Raw genomic sequence first — 17738 nt, 5'->3', positions numbered from 1 at the left:
AGCTCTCACTATTCATCGATACCCTGATTAAACATCTGCGTGGGCGGGCCTTCATGAGCGGTGGCGAAGCGACCAAGGGCTAGCGAGGTCGTCAGTCGTAACAGACTGGAATCCACAAACTGCAGATGCAGAATCTGCCCCTGTGCCATACGTTTTACCAAGCTTGGTTCGGCGATAGTTCCTGCGATGCAGGCATTGGTCAGACACCAGGTGTACGGAACTCTGTAAGTCACGCCTTGATCGATCGTGAGTTCAACCGGCTTTTGCAGGTACATACCTACGGGGGAGAATATTTGTATCCGCTTGGCGGCATCGCCTTCGCGTTCGATGATGTCCAGCCGAACCGCCATTTGACCGGTCGGGAAAGTACCGGTGATCGATGTGCGACAAAGTGGTTTTGCCCCGCCAGGCTTGAAGCAGACTTTGCTCCAGTCCCCGAAGGTGATGTCCTTCACTGGGCGCTGACCGCGGGAGCGAACTTCCCCATCAGGAGCGGTGGCCGCCGGGTCTTGTTGGGATACTGCGGGTTTGTTGAACGTGAGGCTCGCCAGCGCCGCAAGTAGGAGCGCTCGGAAGGGGTTCAACGGATGCTTGCGTTGTGGTTTATTGGGATCGGAATATGTCACAGCTGACCTCCGGTCTTGGTCTCATTTCTGGTCATCCAAAAACTTCGCTACAATTGGCGACCAAATCGGGATAGCTTCCGGCGATCCGATGAGAAAGTGCCCCTCATCACCAAAAGGCGGTATCAAGCGGTACTCTGCTTTACCGCCGGCGGCCGTGAAGGCCTCGTGCATACGTTTCGACAGTGCTGGTCCGAAGAACGTATCGTTTTCGATGTAGATCCACAGCATTGGCATGCGTGATGTGCGGCCGAAATCTGCCGTCGCTTCGATGAGCCTGTCCGGCGCGCAGTTGTTGTTTGGCTTGCCGTCGACGCGGCCACCGCGGCCGGCGGCGAAAGTAATGATCGCTTTAACCTGTGGTGGATTTACGCTCGATAGCGCAATGGATGCCCAACCTCCGGCGGATTGTCCAACGACGATGACATCGTTCGGCACGATGCGGTTTTCTGCGATCAAATAGTCAATAATCCAGAGGTTAACTTTTGCGACTGCAAGCCCGGCGTCGTGGAAGTTTGGATTTTCGCATTTTCCGATCTTGGAGAAGAAAGGGCCGTAGATGGCACGCTCGGGAATGTCGATGGCGGATGCCCCATATCCGGTGCCGACCGGCGCCACCACCAGATAACCGCGCCTCGCAAACCATTTGGCCGCATCGCGGAATTCAACCAGGGGAAAGAAGCCGCGGTCAGTCGGATTGAGCGAGACGCCGTGGTTCATGATAACCAGCGGGAAGGGGCCGTTGCCTATCGGGCGCACCAGATAGGCAAACATCGGCAACGGCAGCGGCAGCACCCAGAGCTCTTCCTGGATGCGCGCAGCGTCGGGCTTGTCGGCCGCTTGCATCGGCGCGGCAGGGGCCATGGATATAAGAAGCGCCGCCGTGACGAACGCGTGAATGGCATGCATGGTGGGTGCCTTTCCGGATCGCCTCATGTCGCGATCCGACAGCCAAAATTCTGAAGGCAGTTGATTCAGATCAATCCTCATTGCCGGAGCCAGCGCCTGTTGGCCCGATGAGCTCGAATATTTCTGCGATACGTGTGGTTAATGTGCCGACGCGCCGCGAAGAAACCCTGATGGTCGCGTTGCTGCTGGGCTTCGCAGGCGGCTATCTCGATGCCTATACGTGGATTACGCATGGCGTTCTGGCGAATGCGCAGACCGCCAACTTGGTATTCTTATGGGTAAAAGCGACGGCCGGGAAGTGGACGGAGGCATTTCACTTCGTGCCATCGCTCTTCGCTTTCGTCGTCGGCGTGGTGATCGCCTCATGGCTGCGGCGTGCAGTCGGTGATCGAGTCGGCCCGATCAGCATTCTCGTAGAAGCTGGCGTTCTGATCCTTGTCGGTGTGCTGCACAATCGCGTGCCTGACGTTGCGGGCACGCTGGGCGTCTCGATGGTGGCCGCAATGCAGACTTCGATTTTCACCAAGGTTGAGGGTTCAAACTACAGCTCTGTGATGATCACAGGAAACTTTCGCCAGGCGATTGAGGGAGCGGTCGCACTGGTTGCTGGAGATATCCAGGTCGGTCTGTTGCGTAAGTCCCGTATATTCATGGGGGTTTGCGCCGCATTTGGCACAGGCGCCGCTGTCGGTGCTTTCATTACAGAGCGGGCGCCAGCACTCACTCTAACCGTTCCTGTCGGTGCGTTGCTGCTGGTTCTTCTATGCTGCGGCGGATTCCGCGGCATGATGCGGGATCGCGTTGATCGAAGGGAGCAGGCATGAGGTCGCACGGGATCTTTCCGCCGACGCGCTGGCTTGCCGAATATCGCGCTGACTGGCTTCGCTGTGACATGATCGCTGGCGTCACGCTGGCCGCCTATGCGATCCCGGTGTCGTTGGCCTATGCTGCGCTCGCCGGCATGCCGCCCCAGATCGGGATCTATGGCTACATGCTGGGCGGCATTGGCTATGCCTTGTTGGGCTCTTCGCGGCAACTTGCTGTCGGCCCGACTTCGGCGATTTCGCTGATGATCGCCGCTTCGGTCGGGGGTCTAGCGGCAGGCGATGCGCTTCGCTATGCGCAGATTGCGAGTGTAGCAGCCCTTGGCGTTGCGGCTCTCTGCCTGATTGCCTGGATCTTTCGACTAAGCATGCTGGTACGCTTGATCAGCGACACCATTCTGGTTGGCTTCAAGGCTGGCGCGGGTCTCACCATTATCATGACGCAGCTGCCGAGCCTATTTGGCGTTGCTGGTGGCGGGCGAAATTTCTTCGATCGCCTTGTCGTGCTTGTTGGGCAGCTCGGTGGTGTTCACTGGATCGTGCTTGCGATCGGACTTGTTGCGATCATGCTGCTCCAGGGCGAGCGTCTATTGCCCGGCAGACCGGTAGGACTTGCAGTCGTCATCCTATCGATCGTTGTCGCGACAGCGCTCGGCTTGCCGGCGCTTGGCATTCCCGTCACCGGCGAAATTCCGAAGGGCTTGCCGAGCATTGCCATGCCGACCTTCGGGCTTCTTGAGTTCGATGAACTATTTCCTCTCGCTGCCGGCATCATGTTGCTCGCCTATGTCGAAGGCGTCGCAGGTGCGCGAAGTTTTGCGGCGAGGCACGACTATCCCATCGACGTGCGGCAGGAGTTTCTGGGGTTGGGCGCCGCCAATCTGGCGGTAGCGCTCGGCCATGGTTACCCTGTTGCGGGAGGCTTGTCACAATCCGCCGTTAATGATCAGGCCGGCGCGAAAACGCCGCTCGCTCTGATCATTTGTTCAGCCACGTTGGGGATCTGTCTACTTTTCCTCACGGGGATATTGACCAATCTGCCTAAGGCTGTACTTGCTGCGATCGTTTGCACGGCTGTCTACAAACTAGTTGACATCGCCGCGCTAATGCGGATGTGGCGTATCAGTCGGATCGACTTCTATGCTGCGGCGATCGCCCTTGTCTCCGTGCTGATGCTGGGCATCCTTCAGGGCATCCTGCTGGCTACGCTAGCGTCCATATTTCTGTTACTGGCGCGTGCCTCGCAGCCAAACGTCGCGATTCTCGGGCGCTTAGCAGGAACAGGCCGATATGCCGATAGTGCGCGATACCCTGACGTCGAGCCCCTTGCTGGTGTTCTCGCTTTCCGCCCAGAGGCCTCGTTACTTTACATCAATGCGGAAACGGCGATGGAGAATGTGATGGCAAAGGTTCGCGCATCACCGGACACCAGGGTTGTGGTCTGCGGCCTCTCTTCCTCACCCTTTATCGATCTTGCGGGCGTGAAAATGCTTCACGACCTCCATGGCGAACTTGTCTCGCGCGGCATCGCTTTTCAGATCGTCGGCGCCCGCGGGCAAGTCCGAGATGTTTTGCAGGCTGATGGCCTCGCGGAGAAGACCGACAGCGCCAACTGGACCCGAAGGATGGATAGTGTACTCGACGATCTGAGGAAAGGTTGACCGTGTTGCCGTGCCAAGCGGAGCGTCGTTCACAACATCACGTTGCATTGACTTGGATCAACAGGCGCCACTGGGAACGGCTTTAGCATTGGCTACACGCCATCAGCATCCTGGATTTGTTACATGTCCAAGGACGGCAACGCCGCAACAACCGATCTGCTGACATTGGCCGCGGGAACGATATCGGCTTCCTCGGCACGAGATCCAGAGTTCGGTACCGAAGATGGCTTCCCGGTCGGCCATGCCATGTCCGGCCTACTTTTCACCGTGTTCGGATAGTTCGCGATGATCTTGGCCCAAGAAGTCAGTTTCACAACCAGAAGGGAATGAACCATGCGAAAATTTAGCGTCTTTGTCGTTGCAGTCGCGGTGCTTGCTGGGGTCGTCGGCTTCGCCACGCCATCAAGCGCGGATATGGGCCAGGTTGCTGTGATATTTACCAAGGGTGGCTTTATTGTCGGGGTCGGCGGCGGTGAGGGCGTGTTGAGGTACCGCGGAAAAGCCTATCCCTTTACCGTCTCGGGCATGAGCGTGGGTTTCACGATTGGTGCATCTACCACCAAGCTCATCGGTCGCGCGATCAATTTGAAGGGGCCCACATCAATTGAAGGCACCTATGGAGTGGTCGGAGCGGGTGGGGCGGTGGTGGGTGGCGCTGGAGGCGTGCAATTGCAGAATGGCAATGGCGTGATCCTGCAGCTCAGCGGCCCCAAAGTTGGCGCTGAACTATCCGCCGCTGTTGGCGGCGTGACGATACGGTTGAAGTAAGCCGGCGTCGAACGGGGCTGCGCACTGCGCGGCCTCGTTTCTTTTAGTAACGATTTTCGACGAACTTCATCCGACGGAGGCTGACCTGATCGTTGTAGCGGCCCTTGTTGGAACGCTTCGACATCCTAATCTTCTTTCGCGCAATCTTCTTGTATGGGATCGTCTTGAGGATATGCGATATAATGTTGAGCCGAGCCCGCCGCTTGTCGTCGGAGCGGACCAATCGCCATGGCGCATGCCTTGTATCGGTCGCCTTGAACATCACGTCGCGCGCTCGGGAATAGTCATACCAGCGCCCAAATGACTCGGTGTCCATCGGGCTTAACTTCCATTGACGGAGAGGATCCTCGATGCGTGCCTTGAAGCGCAGCTCCTGCTCCTTCATACCGACTTCAAGCCACAGCTTGATTAGGATGATCCCAGCATCCACAGCGAATTTCTCGACCAGCGGGCACAATTCCAAGAAGCGTTTGTGTTCAGCGGGGCTGCAGAAGCCCATCACATACTCGACGCCAGCGCGGTTGTACCAGCTTCGGTCGAAGATCACGATCTCGCCACTTGCCGGGAACTGCTCGATGTAGCGTTGAAGGAATAGCTGAGACTTTTGGCGGTCAGACGGTGCTGGCAGGGCGCAGACGCGGAAGACCCGCGGACTCACCTTTTCGGTGAGGGCTTTGATGGCGCCCCCCTTGCCAGCGGCATCGCGTCCTTCGAACAGAACGATGACTTTTAAATTATTGGCTTTAACCCAGTCCTGCAAATGGCAGAGTTCGACCTGAAGCTTTCCCAGCTCCTTCTCGTAGTCCTTGCGCTTTAATCGCTCCCTTGGCACGTCAGCTGACATCTTACAGCTCCAGCATGAATCCGATGCGAACCACGTTCAATCTCCCCAAGAAATTGTGATGGCAATGTCGCCGGGTATTCCTCCCGGATAATCGATGGTCTGGTAACCGATGCGATAGCCACGTGGCTGCAAATAGTCGCTCCAAAGCTGAAATATCTCACTTGGAATTCCCGTTAGTGTTTTCTCCCATCCCTTTTCTTGCTGATTGATCGCGCGACCCTTGTCGGTGCACAGCGAATTGGGAAAGCGATAGACCTGAACTTCCGTCAAACCGTTTCGTACCGCCCGCTGGATTATGGTCGACGCAAGCTGGACCTTTTCGGCTTCGCTCTTGCCGGACGGTTGGCTGAGCCGCTCGATCAGCGCGCGCTTCTCGGCCTCAGCCGCCGCGGCAAGACGTGCGTACTTTTCCACCGCCTCGGCCTCCTTGAGGGCGGCCTCTTTACGGATCTGCGTGGCGTTGGGAATGAGATCATCGATGCTACGAGACATGATTGATGGCTCCTGGTGATTGTCGGCTTCGGCGCTGCCACAAGGTTATGTACGGCCGATCGTGTTTTATTGATCCAAATCAAGCAAACCGCACCGTGGGGAGGCACGGTACAGCGTATGGCTGCGGAGCGCCCAGGCGTCCGGAAGGGAGAGAATACTTGAGCGAACAGTTGCACGCCGCAGCTCCTCATCATCTGCCATTCTTCGTTCCCGGTGCCGACGGAGCGGATACCCTGATGGTAGTGATGGGCGTTTTTCTCGTAGCGACGCTGCTATGGGCGGGTACGCTATACTGGAAACTGCACAGCCTGCCCGAACGCATGGCGCACAAAAGCCAGAAACTGCAGATGGAGATCGTCGCTGTCCTCGGTCTGATCTCGCTGTTCACTCACATGCATATTTTTTGGATCGCGGGCTTGTTGCTCGCCATGATCGACCTGCCGGATTTCGGTACGCCGATGCGCAGCATTGCGGATTCCGTGGAGCGAATCGCAAATGCGACGCCGGGCACGCTTTCCGCTGAAGCCAAGGTTGAGTCTGTAACTGGCCCCAAGGCCGATGTTCAGCCCTCGATAAGACAAGGGGTGCATGACCATGCTTGAACTCATGATCTGTTCGCTGGTTACCATCCTTCCCGATTATCTCTATCGCCGCTATCGGCAGGGAAAACGGTTCGGCAAAGAGATTACTTTCTTCTCTGTCTGGTATGAACTGAGATGGGGGATCACCGGCTGCCTGATGCTGACGCTCGGGCTAATCACGATGATCTTCTATTTTCATCCGTCCACAACGTCGGCGGCCATCTACTTCCGGACGGTACCAATTCTCCCTGAAGGCTCGGGCCGTGTCGCGGAGGTGAATGTCGGATTCACGGCTGATGTTAAAAAGGGCGACGTTCTTTTCCGGCTGGATAGTTCGAAGCAGGACGCAGCGCTGGAGACCGCCAAGCGAAAGATCGCCGAGGTCGAGGCATCCCTCGTCTCGGCGCGAACCGACATTGCTAAGGCGGACGCCCAGATCGGAGAAGCGAGAGCATCTCACCAGCAGGCCAAGGATGAGCTGGAGGTCAAGACCGAACTGCAACGTCGGAATCCCGGGATCGTGCCGCAGCGCGATATCGAGAAGCTGCAAGTGCTGGTCGATCAGCGGCAGTCCGGTATCGATGTGGCGACCGCCACGAGGGAATCTTCGCTACTGCGTGTTTCTACGCTCTTGCCGGCCGAGAGAGCGAGCGCCGAGGCCGCGCAGGCGCAAGCGCAGGTGGATGTCGACAAGACCTATGTGCGTGCCGGCGTCGATGGCCGTGTTGAGCAATTTCTCATTCGCACCGGCGACGTCGTCAATCAACTTATGCGGCCGGCCGGAGTGTTGATACCCGACGGAGCAGGTCGGCGTAGCTTACAGGCCGGATTTGGCCAGATCGAAGCCCAGGTCATGAAGCCGGGCATGGTCGCGGAAGCAACCTGTATCTCGAAGCCGTGGGTCATCATTCCGCTGGTCGTCACAAGCGTGCAGGATTTTATCGCCGCGGGGCAATTCCGTAGCGGCGAGCTGTTGATTGATCCGCAGAACCTGCAAAGACCCGGTTCGATTCTCGTCTTCCTGGAGCCGCTTTACAAAGGCGGCTTGGAGGGAGTCACGCCGGGCAGTGCGTGTATCGTTAATGCGTACACCAGCAACCATGACGTAATTGCCGATCCAAAAACTGGTGCGTTGAAGGGGTTTGCCCTGCATGCCGTAGATGCGACCGGACTTGTGCATGCATTGCTGTTGCGGATCCAGGCGCTGCTGTTGCCAATCAAGACACTGGTATTGAGCGGTCATTGAGAGGAAAGAATATGGCTATGCTTCAAAGATTTGTCGTTATTGCCCTGATTGCGGCTTCCTCAGCAATGTTGTCACCGCGGAGCGCAAAGGCGATCGATCTTGCTGGTGCGTGGGCGACAAGTGCGGACCAATGCAACAAAGTGTTTACCCGCAAGGGGCGTGCGAAACAGATCGCGTTTACGAATTTCTCCGGCGTATACGGCGGCGGCTTCATCGCCGAAGCAGATCGTCTGAGGGGAAAACACGAGATCTGCAAGATCAAGTCGAAGAAGGAAAGTAAGGAAACGATCAACCTGATCGCGGCCTGCGCATCGAGCATTATGCTTTCACACGTCCAGTTCATCCTTAACGTGGTTGATGAAAATACGATCTCTCGAGAGTTTCCGGGAATGGTGGATATGAAAGTGTCCTACCATCGTTGCGATATAGCGGATTAGCATCCGATGATGCGATTGACCTGGATCACAGAAAGTGTGCGCGGGGTGGCTGGATAGAGTTGACCAAGGGAGTTACGCTATGAACGAGAGAAATTCAGTTAACAGTAAGCCAAAACACCTTGTAGATGTGGCGCTGGTCGCTGCCGCCATCGCATTTTCTGCACAGCCGGCCAGTGCGGACGATCCAGCGAAATTGCTTAAGGCGATGGCTGAATACACGGCCGCGCAAAAGTCGATCTCTGCGACATTCGAAAGTGATATCGAGGTCGTGACGCCTGAGCTGGAGAAGATCCAGTTTACGAGTTCCGGAAGAATGCAGCTCTCGCGACCGGACAAGCTTCGGATTAGCCGAACGGGAGGCTATACCGACGTCGACTTTATCTACGACGGAAAGACTGCGTCGATCTATGGCAACAATGCCAAGGCCTATGTGCAGGCCGACCTTGTGGGGTCCATCGATCAGCTTGTCGATCTGATCCAAGCGAAATCGGGCGCTGCGATGCCAGGCACGGACTTGCTGCTTACAAATACCTATGACGTGTTGATGTCCAATGTCGTCCAGGCTCAACACATTGGGCAAGGTATGATCGACGGCGTCGAATGCGAACATCTGGCGTTTCGTGGCGCGGATATCGATTGGCAAATCTGGATCGAGAGTGGAGCACGGCCTGTTCCTCGGAAATATGTGATCACCAGCAAGACGGTGACCGGGGCACCGCAATACACGCTCAGGATCAGGGACTGGAAGAATGACGCCGTCGTGGAGGCCGACACATTTGTATTCAAGCCACCGGCCGGTGCGACGAAGGTCGATCTGGATTCCGGCGCAATGGCAGAGTTCGACGAAATTCCCCCCGGTACGCCATCAGGAGCAAAAAAATGAAATCAGTGCGAAAAGTGATCATGGTAGCAGTCGCGCTCATGTCCTTTGTAGCGGGATGGTGCTGGAGCGGCGGAGACGTCACAATACATGGGGTATTCTCCGTCGCTGAAGCGAGGGTTGGGCGGCCGCTGACACCGATGAGCTATGCCGGGGTAGCGCGCCGGACCACCCGCCGAGCCGTTGCAGTGGGTGCTGCGGCCGGCGCCGCGGGCGTCTATTATGGCTCATCGTGCAGGCAAGTCGTGGACGCCTATGGGCGAGTCACGACGGTCTGTTGACGTCAGCGCTGCCTGGCCCGGCTGTTGCGGAAATGCGCACACGCTGACACTGTGTCATAGCGACTGTTCGCGAGTCTCAGACGGTTGGGGAGGACGATGAATCGCTGCATCCCCGTTGCTGTCACGGATCGACTACGCCTGGTCGTACGTCTGTGTGTCTGCGCGCTGCTGTGGGCGTCCATTCCGTTCGACATTGCCGGAGCTACTGAGCGTAGTGACATTAAGCGCGTGCTGGTACTTCATTCATTCGGTCGGGAATTTCGCCCCTGGAGCGAGCATGCTAGGAGCATCAAGGCGACGCTCGAGCGGCTTTCGCCGTGGCCGCTGGACATCCAGGAACATGCGCTGCTCACGGCGAGGTTCAATAACCCGGGTCCGGAAGCACCGTTCGTTGACTATTTGAACTCGCTCTACCATGGCCGTCCACCTGATATCGTGTTGAGCATCGGAGCGCCGGCGGCAACGTTCGTTCAGAAGTATCGCGAGCAGCTTTTTCCCGGAACGCCAATGGTTCTGACGGTGGTGGAGCAGCGGCTGGTGAACCGCGTGAACCTCACGGACAACGACACCGTCATTTCGGTCCGCAATGATTTTCTGGCCGCGTTCAAGAATATTCTTCAGGTCATGCCGGAAACTCAGACGATTGCCGTTGTGATCGGTGCCTCAGCATTGGAACAATTTTGGCTTGAGGAGCTAAAAAGGGAATTGAAGCCGCTAGAGAACCGTGTCGCCTTTGTCTATTACACCGATCTTCCGTTTACGGAAATTCTCAAGAGAGCGTCTGCGCTTCCGCCGCACACCGTCCTGTTCTGGGGTTTGATGTCTATCGACGCTGCCGGTGTCAGCCATGAAGGCGACCTTGCCTTGCGTAGCCTTCATGCAGTCGCCAATGCGCCGATCTTCTCCTACCAGGAAGCCTTTTTCGATCCAGAAACCGTTGGCGGCCCGATGCATTCGATCGCCGAAACCAGCAAGCAGACTGTCAACGCAGCGGTTCGAATCCTTGGCGGCGAGAAGCCGGGGAACATCAAAGTCGAGCCAATTGAATTCGCTGCGCCGAAATTCGATTGGCGGCAAATGCAACGCTGGGGCATCAACCAGAGCAATCTGCCGCCGGGCAGCGAGATCCTGTTTCGCGAGCCCGATATTTGGGCGCAGTATCGCTGGCAGATTCAGCTGATTGCTGCCGTCATTCTGATCCAAACGGGGTTGATCAGCGGCTTATTGCACGAACGTCGCCGGCGACGCCTTGCCGAGATCGAGTCACGACAGCGGCTGGCGGAACTTGCGCACGTCAACCGCTATTCGGCCGCCGGAGAGTTGACGACCTCCATTGCGCATGAGCTGAATCAGCCGCTTGGCTCCATTCTTACGAATACAGAGACAGCGGAGCTTTTGCTGAAGGGGGCCTCTCCGGATCTCGCCGAAGTTAGGGAAATCCTTGCGGACATCAGGCGTGACGATCAACGGGCCAGCGAAGTGATCCGCCGACTTCGCAGCGTACTGAAGAAAACGCCGTTCGAGGTCCGGGACATCGATTTGAACAATACGGTGCGGGAGGCGATCGGGCTTGTAGAAGCAGTGACTGATCGACGCGGCATTGCGCTAATGTTCGCTGCCGCTTCGGGCGATTTGTACGTCAAGGGCGATCCGGTTCAGCTGCAACAGGTCATTCTCAACCTGATCATTAATGCAATGGACGCAATCTCCGATGCCGACGATAAAGAGCGCGAAGTCAACATATCGACGGCCCGGCTGAACGCGCACGCCGAAATCAAGATTAGCGACACCGGTCCAGGAATCGTGGTCGCGGATATCCGGAGCATCTTCAACCCATTCTTCACGACCAAGGCGCAAGGCTTGGGTATGGGCCTCGCCATCGCCCGTACTATCGTAGAGGCGCACCAAGGGGAGATCTCTGCTGCAAATCAAGTATCAGGCGGCGCGCTGTTTGTGATCAAAATCCCACTCGCTCTCGCGCAGTCGTCCACCGCATGAAGTCAGAGATCCTCCAACGTCGCGGTCACTGGAAATTCGGCTTTCCTTGATCTTGATCAAAGGACCTTCCTCCCTTCCGTCGATGCTTGCTGCAGGGAACCCCGAAGGAGGGTGTGATGTTCTGCTGCCGCAAGATTCTATTCGCGCTTGCACTGGTGATGGCGATCCCTGTCGCTGTCTCGGCCCAGACGGTTGATAAGGCAGCCGCTCCAGACGTTCCGGCGAGCCGACCAACGCCGAGCGTCGAGCTGCTAAAGCCAGAGCAACTTGAGGCGCTGGTCGCACCCATTGCGCTTTATCCCGACGAACTGCTCGCGAATGTCCTGGCAGCATCGACCTACCCGCTGGAGGTAGTGCAGGCGGATCGTTGGGCCAAGGAACGCAAGTCGCTCAAGGGTGACGCGCTGAAGGAAGCGGTCGACAAGCAGGCGTGGGACGACAGCGTCAAGGCTCTGGTCAGCACTCCGGACGTCCTGGCGATGATGAGCGACAAGGTCGATTGGACAAAGAGCCTCGGCGATGCGGTGCTCGCTCAACAGCCGGATGTCATGGATGCGATCCAGCGGCTGCGGGCGAAAGCCTATGACAACAAAAAGCTCGTGACCACCAAGCAGCAAAAGGTCAGCGTTAAGGCCCAGGAAAGCAAGCAGGTGGTCGTAATCGAACAGGCGGATCCTGCGGCGGTTTATGTACCGTATTACGATCCGGCAACGGTGTACGGGACCTGGCCCTATGCGGAATATCCACCGTATTACTTCGGGTACCCGTCCTATATCGGCGCGGGTGTTGTCGCGGCGGGTGTCGCCTTCGGCACCGCATGGGCAATCGGGCGTTGGGGCAACTACTGGGGCGGTGGCTTCAACTGGGGTAACCGCAACGTCTATGTCAACCATCGCACGACCAATGTTGGAAACGGTTGGCAGCACAACCCGGCGCACCGCCAGGGCGTGCGCTACAACAACGCCAACGTTCAGCAGCGCTTCAGCAACAACAATCTGAAGGCGGGCGCCTCGAACCGGATGGATTTCCGTGGTCGCGACGGGCAGCAGGTGCTGCGTCCGAACCAGGGCGCAGGCGATCGCGCGGGAGATCGAGGCGGCGTTGGCGCCGGCACACGAGATCGGCCGGGAGGTGGAGATCGCGCCGGCGTTGCGGACCGGGCCAAAGGCGGCGCCGATCGCGCGAAGGCTGGCAATCGCGCCAAAGGCGGCGGTGATCGTGTGAAGACTGCCAACCGCAGTGGGGCCGGCGCGGCCGGGCGTGGCGGTGGAAATCGTGGCGGTGCAATGAATGTGTCGTCCGGCCGCGCGGCGGCGGCGGCGTCTGCACGCGGACGGGCCAGCATGGCGAGCATGCCGCGCGGCGGCGGCGCAAGCTTCGCTGGTGCGCGCGGAGGCGGCGGCTTTCATGGCGGTGGCGGCGGTGGTTTCCGTGGTGGTGGCGGCGGTGGTTTCCGAGGTGGCGGCGGCGGTGGGCGGCGGTCTGACATCGCTCTGAAGCATGACGTTGTCCTGCTGGGCCATCTCGCCAACGGTCTCGGCTACTATCGCTTCAGCTATCTCGGCGGCCAGAAGGCCTATGTCGGCGTGATCGCGCAGGAAGTCGAAAACGTGGTGCCAGATGCCGTGAGGCGGGGCAGCGACGGCTACCTGCGGGTGAAGTATGAGGCGCTCGGTCTGACGTTCCGCACCTATCGGGATTGGCTTGCAAATGGCGCAAAAATCCCTTCGGAGGTGTCGCCATGATCGTTTGGACGTCAATCCATCGCGCTGCATCGACAACTGCGGCGGCTGTCGTAGCGCTGGCTCTCATGGGCTCGGTGTCGGAAGCGCAACAATCCTTTCCAACGCCGGAGGCTGCTGCAGCGGCGCTTGCCATCGCGGTCAAGGGTGACGCTAGCGATATTCTAAAGGTCCTCGGCAAGGCAGCCGATGACATCGTGTCGTCCGGTGACGAGGTGGCCGACGCTGACACGCGTCTGCGCTTCACGTCCATGTATGACGCCAAGCATGCGATCAAGACGGAGGGCAACAAGAGAGCTACCTTGATGCTCGGTACGGACGACTTTCCGTTCCCGATTCCACTCATCAACACCAAGACAGGTTGGGAGTTCGATACTGAAGAGGGCCGCATCGAGGTCCTGTATCGCCGGATCGGCCGTAACGAACTTGATGCGATCCAGACCAGTCTCGCCTATGTCGACGCCCAGAACGAATATGCCGAGAAGGATCGCGGCGAGGGCGCTGGCGTTTATGCACAGCGGATTGTATCGACGCCGGGCAAGAAGGACGGGCTGTTTTGGCGTGATGATGGCGATCCGAGCCCGTTGGGTGCGTTGGTCGCAGAAGCTTCAACTGAAGGCTACCAGGTCGGTGAAAAGCCGCAGCCGTATCACGGCTACTACTTTCGCATACTGAAAGGGCAGGGGGCCAATGCTCCCGGCGGCGCGCTGATCTATTTGGTGAAAGGCAAGATGATCGGCGGCTATGGACTAATCGCCTGGCCTGCCGAATACGGAAATTCCGGCGTCAAGACGTTCGTGGTCAATCATGCCGGGACGGTCTACGAAAAGGATCTCGGACCGCAGACCGACCGGATCGTGAGGCGCATGTCCTTGTTCGATCCGGACCAGACCTGGAAGAAAGTCGATGCAGAAAAGCCCTGAGCGCGGGATATCTGCTTTGCGTCTGCTCGTGATGCATCTGACGGCAGTTGTACTGCTCACATCGACTGTTCCGGTGACGCCGTCCCGGGCTCAGGCATCCGGCTATGTTCGGGTAAAGCTGTTGAAGGCGGGGCTGGTCTTGGGAGCGGGCGGCGGCAGCGGCATCGTGACATATCGCGGCCGGGACTATCCATTCAGGGTATCCGGCCTGAGTCTCGGGTTTGCAGCGGGAGTGTCCGTCATTCGACTGACAGGATGGGCCTCGGGCATAAGGCAGATCAGGGACTTTGCCGGCACCTATAGCTCTGTTGGGGGTGGAGGCGCCTTCGTTGGCGGGATGGGCGGCGTTCAACTAACGAATGGGCAGGGTGTAAGGATTGCCCTGCGCGGACCCCGCGCGGGAGTGGAGCTTGCTGGAAATATCGGCCAGATCACAATTTCCCTGAAGGAGTGACGAGCGGATAGTCACGACGTAATCGGTTTGATTTCGTAAGAGGTGCGCACTCAGCATGAATTTATCGAAAGCGCCTGAAAGGCCTTATCTATTTTTGGGGCGGTCCGCAGAAATTGGCTGGGGATTAGTGCTGTCACGTAAACTATCCACTATTCGCGGTAAGGCCTTGATCTGCCGACAGTGCCCCTGGGTGTTCGCATTTCTGCTGTTCGCGCCGTCTGCTGTCACTGCTCTCCCGCTTACTTCGTTTCGCTATGAGACGCAGGCGCGGGAGCATTGCCATGAAGATACTGTTGTTTGGCTCGATTATCGCGACGAGGTCTATTACCTCAAGCGGCAGAGAAAATACGGGCGAGGCATGACGGGAAGTTTCGGTTGCGAGAAAGAAGCTCGGGGTAGTGGTTTTCGACGATCGCTTCTTGGGAGACGGTGAACGCCGATTCGCCGGGATGACCGACTACAGCGGGACGAGGATAAAATCTATCCTACTGGCGATTCAGACGCGTACGGCGGGCGCTGACGGTTCTCGTCCAAACCTCATGAAATTTCCTGGCTGAAGTCTTGTCGATATGCGGACCGATCAAGGCCGTCATAGCGAATGTGAGATCGTCGTAGTCGATCTCGCAGGTTTCGGCTCGCTGCTTAGGCAAGATGTCGTTCGCGACGATATCGGCAAACAGCTTCTTGTCCGCGCCGTAAGCGATACACAAAACATTGAAAGCTCGCTGGGCCGGCATCGAATGCTCGTCCGAGAACTTATCGCGAGAGGACAGGGGCTCCGCTTCCGGAAGCTCCTTTGCGCGAAGATAGGCTGCGCCGAGGATCATTCTGCGGGCCTCGGCTTTGCTGAGCCGGAGCATGACGTAAGCGGAGAACTGATCGGCCGCATCCTCCTCCCGGCCGAGGACAGGGATTTGCAGCATGTCGAAAACAGCATGTCCGGTCTCGTGCAGGAAAACGTCGAGCGCTGGACCGAGAATTGTGTCGGCTTTGGAGACCCCAGCAGGGAGATCGCGCGTCGTCGCATTCTTCAGAATCTCTGCCAGCAGTTCGTAGCACAACGTGACGACCTCATCTCCGTACCAGGCATCGGGAACGCCGTCGCAACTCGCGACTTTGAGTGTGAGCGGATGGGGAAGGCGGAGAGGGCTCAGCAATTGCTGCAGGAGTTCAAGGGCTCGGCCTTGCTTGATCTGATCGTAGATCGCTTGGTGCGACGGATCTGTTGGCCGAATATACTTGTATCGGATCTGGTCAGGCTTGGCTCGCGGCGCAGCATCTACGCTGCCGATGGCGGCCATGGCGCCGAGGAGTATTGCGGTCACTGCGGCAAGCGATCGGCTCAACAAGCCGCTCCGTACTACATCCGAAACGGTCGTCCGATGGGATTGCAGATGGTCGAGCTGTGGCGACATGTTCGACCTGCTTTTAAGGGGTCTCTTCGCTCTTCGAGCAGCTCTCTCGTTCGCTTGCGGGCGGAGACGTTCGCCAGCCTTGCATCGACTTACGGCTTGCGAGTACAGGACTATCCGCAGGGTTTGGGCAACAGAGATTTGATTTTCAAGAATGGCGCGTTGAATTTGAGCTATCATCTCAGTTGTTAGAAGTGCGCCCGCGAGCAAGCGGCAGCCGCAAGCGCTTTACTTGCCGGCCCGCGCCGGGTGCCAGGGCGTGCTGGCATGCAGATCGCGGTGGCCTGGAAGCTCCGCGACCGCAATTATGAGAATGGCGACAACGAGCCGGGCAGCCGCGGCATACCGACCTCTACCGTCTCACCCCGACGCGATTGACGCCACCATTCATGTTGCCACCGGCGTTATGACGAACCGCAGCGCGCGCCACCGGACGTGCCCTAAGCGCGACGCCCGCGCGGGCAACACAACCTGAAGGATAGCTGACGTACTGGCAATAAACGACCGCGTTGGCTGGCGCCGGATTGAGAGTGAGGCCTGCAGACCCCAACAGGGCGCTCGCAATAATACCGGCAATAGTCGCCGACTTGATTGATGGACTTTTCCTCGGGTGCATGGCCGCACTCCCTCTTTCACGCTTGCGTCACCGAAGGGTGACTGGTGGAGACGCCTGTGGGGCGCGTTACTATAGCGTGAATGCTTGAAGCTCGCAGACGTTGACCTAGATCAAAGGTTTTGTCTCCGACCCGACCGGCGGCACCGTTGCCAAAGATGACGCGCTGCGGCGCTACTGCTGAGAGTAGGGAACGCGATTCATCGTCATGGGTCCGCAGGTTCTGTGGAGGGGACTGAGTTGGGACTGTGCGACCGCAACTGTTGACGATATCTGGTTTGAGAAAGGCCGTGGTTTTAATGCAAGGATAATACGCTGCCATGGCGACTGATCCAGCAGCCAAGCAAAATGACATGTACAGCAGACATGGAAAGCGATCACTGATTTTTCCATGACTTCGGTGCTTCTGCGCGAAGCGCCGGCGGCACGCTCAGACCGAGTTGCTTGGCGCTATTGACGTCGATGGATAATTCATACTTCGGTGCTAATGGGTTTGCGGATGCTGGCGTCGAGCAGTAGCTGAATCTTTCGACCGCCGTAGGGAGGACCGAGACGATGAAAATCACTTTGGCGACCATCGCACTGCTCCCGATAATCGTGACGGTGCAGATGCAGACGCTGACGGACGCAGAATCGACGTTCCTAGACCAACTTGCTACCGCAGCCGCGGTGCTCGAACAACGGTGCACCGGCTACGAGGCCAATGGCGTCGGCGGCGTCCAACAAGGGGCCAAGCTTCTCGGGAGCGCTGATGCGGCGATGGCAATGATCGAGGCTTATGACGCTGCTATAAAGGCCCACGATGCCAAGGATTACGACCGAAGTAAATTCCGTCCTGAAGTATCAGAGGCGGCTGGAAAAACGACCAATCGAGTGCTCGCGGCCTTGAGGAGAGCGCCTAAAGTGGCGTGCGCCGATTACGGCGACATAAGCGTGGAACACGGCATGCTAAGGAGGTATTGAACTGCCGCGCCGACGCCATGACAAGAATTATGTCGGCTTTGGAGACCCCAGCAGCAGAGAGATCGCGCGTCGTCGCATTCTTCAAAA

General features: G+C 58.0%; 21 protein-coding genes. 14 read left to right on the top strand and 7 right to left on the bottom strand.

The genetic code is table 11. From position 1 onward, the window contains the following. Positions 1-8: 8 nt before the first annotated feature. Positions 9-626 (bottom strand): invasion associated locus B family protein, encoded by a 618-nt coding sequence (locus AB8A50_RS06680; protein WP_439071789.1) that lies wholly within the window; start codon positions 624-626, stop codon positions 9-11. A 21-nt stretch (positions 627-647) separates the two neighbouring features. Further along, positions 648-1487, bottom strand: coding sequence for an alpha/beta hydrolase family protein (locus tag AB8A50_RS06675; protein ID WP_439060489.1), 840 nt, complete (start codon positions 1485-1487; stop codon positions 648-650). A gap of 152 nt (positions 1488-1639) precedes the next feature. Here AB8A50_RS06675 and AB8A50_RS06670 point away from each other — a divergent pair, with 152 nt between their 5' ends. From AB8A50_RS06670 to AB8A50_RS06655, 4 genes are all read left to right on the top strand, one after another. Beyond that, on the top strand, positions 1640-2356 hold the full coding sequence (locus AB8A50_RS06670) for a YoaK family protein (RefSeq protein WP_120289526.1): 717 nt from the start codon (positions 1640-1642) through the stop codon (positions 2354-2356). A 68-nt stretch (positions 2357-2424) separates the two neighbouring features. After that, on the top strand, positions 2425-4017 hold the full coding sequence (locus AB8A50_RS06665) for a SulP family inorganic anion transporter (RefSeq protein WP_439071788.1): 1593 nt from the start codon (positions 2425-2427) through the stop codon (positions 4015-4017). Between the two features lie 123 nt (positions 4018-4140). After that, entirely contained in the window at positions 4141-4296 is a 156-nt protein-coding gene (locus AB8A50_RS06660; protein ID WP_158596792.1) for a hypothetical protein, read from the top strand. Between the two features lie 54 nt (positions 4297-4350). Continuing rightward, positions 4351-4785, top strand: coding sequence for a hypothetical protein (locus AB8A50_RS06655; protein WP_120289530.1), 435 nt, complete (start codon positions 4351-4353; stop codon positions 4783-4785). 43 nt (positions 4786-4828) lie between these two features. Here AB8A50_RS06655 and ppk2 read toward each other — a convergent pair whose 3' ends face one another. Both ppk2 and AB8A50_RS06645 read right to left on the bottom strand, forming a co-directional pair. Beyond that, complete coding sequence (gene ppk2 / locus AB8A50_RS06650; protein ID WP_120289532.1) at positions 4829-5629, bottom strand: polyphosphate kinase 2; 801 nt, start codon at positions 5627-5629, stop codon at positions 4829-4831. A gap of 36 nt (positions 5630-5665) precedes the next feature. Beyond that, the gene (locus AB8A50_RS06645; protein ID WP_089264212.1) at positions 5666-6121 is read right to left on the bottom strand and encodes a hypothetical protein; all 456 of its coding nucleotides are present in this window, start codon (positions 6119-6121) and stop codon (positions 5666-5668) included. A gap of 158 nt (positions 6122-6279) precedes the next feature. On the opposite strand from AB8A50_RS06645, the gene AB8A50_RS06640 reads away from it, so the two are divergent. The 9 genes from AB8A50_RS06640 to AB8A50_RS06600 all read left to right on the top strand — a co-directional run bounded on the left by AB8A50_RS06640 (position 6280) and on the right by AB8A50_RS06600 (position 14663). Continuing rightward, the gene (locus AB8A50_RS06640; RefSeq protein WP_120289534.1) at positions 6280-6723 is read left to right on the top strand and encodes a hypothetical protein; all 444 of its coding nucleotides are present in this window, start codon (positions 6280-6282) and stop codon (positions 6721-6723) included. Further along, a complete protein-coding gene (locus AB8A50_RS06635; protein ID WP_120290304.1) occupies positions 6716-7948 on the top strand; it encodes a biotin/lipoyl-binding protein in 1233 nt (410 codons plus the stop codon). The genes AB8A50_RS06640 and AB8A50_RS06635 overlap by 8 nt, the downstream gene beginning before the upstream one ends. An 11-nt stretch (positions 7949-7959) precedes the next feature. Beyond that, a complete protein-coding gene (locus AB8A50_RS06630; protein WP_439071787.1) occupies positions 7960-8385 on the top strand; it encodes a hypothetical protein in 426 nt (141 codons plus the stop codon). Between the two features lie 79 nt (positions 8386-8464). Further along, on the top strand, positions 8465-9268 hold the full coding sequence (locus tag AB8A50_RS06625; protein ID WP_120289536.1) for a DUF2092 domain-containing protein: 804 nt from the start codon (positions 8465-8467) through the stop codon (positions 9266-9268). A gap of 38 nt (positions 9269-9306) precedes the next feature. Beyond that, positions 9307-9546: a hypothetical protein gene (locus tag AB8A50_RS06620; RefSeq protein ID WP_439073021.1), complete on the top strand. Its 240-nt coding sequence runs from the start codon at positions 9307-9309 to the stop codon at positions 9544-9546. A 96-nt stretch (positions 9547-9642) separates the two neighbouring features. Then, positions 9643-11544: a sensor histidine kinase gene (locus AB8A50_RS06615; protein ID WP_120289540.1), complete on the top strand. Its 1902-nt coding sequence runs from the start codon at positions 9643-9645 to the stop codon at positions 11542-11544. 116 nt (positions 11545-11660) lie between these two features. Then, positions 11661-13289 carry a DUF3300 domain-containing protein gene (locus AB8A50_RS06610; protein WP_120289542.1) on the top strand — a complete coding sequence of 543 codons (1629 nt, stop codon included), beginning with the start codon at positions 11661-11663 and terminating at the stop codon, positions 13287-13289. After that, complete coding sequence (locus AB8A50_RS06605; RefSeq protein ID WP_120289544.1) at positions 13286-14209, top strand: DUF2950 domain-containing protein; 924 nt, start codon at positions 13286-13288, stop codon at positions 14207-14209. Before AB8A50_RS06610 ends, AB8A50_RS06605 begins: the two co-directional genes overlap by 4 nt. Further along, positions 14193-14663: a hypothetical protein gene (locus tag AB8A50_RS06600; protein WP_120289546.1), complete on the top strand. Its 471-nt coding sequence runs from the start codon at positions 14193-14195 to the stop codon at positions 14661-14663. The genes AB8A50_RS06605 and AB8A50_RS06600 overlap by 17 nt, the downstream gene beginning before the upstream one ends. A gap of 485 nt (positions 14664-15148) precedes the next feature. On the opposite strand, the gene AB8A50_RS06595 is transcribed toward AB8A50_RS06600, so the two are convergent. From AB8A50_RS06595 to AB8A50_RS06585, 3 genes are all read right to left on the bottom strand, one after another. Then, positions 15149-16078 (bottom strand): DUF4344 domain-containing metallopeptidase, encoded by a 930-nt coding sequence (locus tag AB8A50_RS06595; protein WP_439061623.1) that lies wholly within the window; start codon positions 16076-16078, stop codon positions 15149-15151. Between the two features lie 349 nt (positions 16079-16427). Beyond that, a complete protein-coding gene (locus AB8A50_RS06590; protein ID WP_120289550.1) occupies positions 16428-16691 on the bottom strand; it encodes a hypothetical protein in 264 nt (87 codons plus the stop codon). 374 nt (positions 16692-17065) lie between these two features. After that, the gene (locus AB8A50_RS06585; RefSeq protein WP_147421633.1) at positions 17066-17266 is read right to left on the bottom strand and encodes a hypothetical protein; all 201 of its coding nucleotides are present in this window, start codon (positions 17264-17266) and stop codon (positions 17066-17068) included. Here AB8A50_RS06585 and AB8A50_RS06580 point away from each other — a divergent pair. Next, entirely contained in the window at positions 17244-17651 is a 408-nt protein-coding gene (locus AB8A50_RS06580) for a hypothetical protein (RefSeq protein ID WP_120289552.1), read from the top strand. The two genes, AB8A50_RS06585 and AB8A50_RS06580, sit on opposite strands and share 23 nt — an antisense overlap. Positions 17652-17738: the final 87 nt, after the last annotated feature.

Source organism: Tardiphaga sp. 841_E9_N1_2, from assembly GCF_051811065.1.
Classification (GTDB): Bacteria; Pseudomonadota; Alphaproteobacteria; order Rhizobiales; family Xanthobacteraceae; genus Tardiphaga; species Tardiphaga robiniae.
This window is presented reverse-complemented; position numbering and strand designations above follow the sequence as displayed.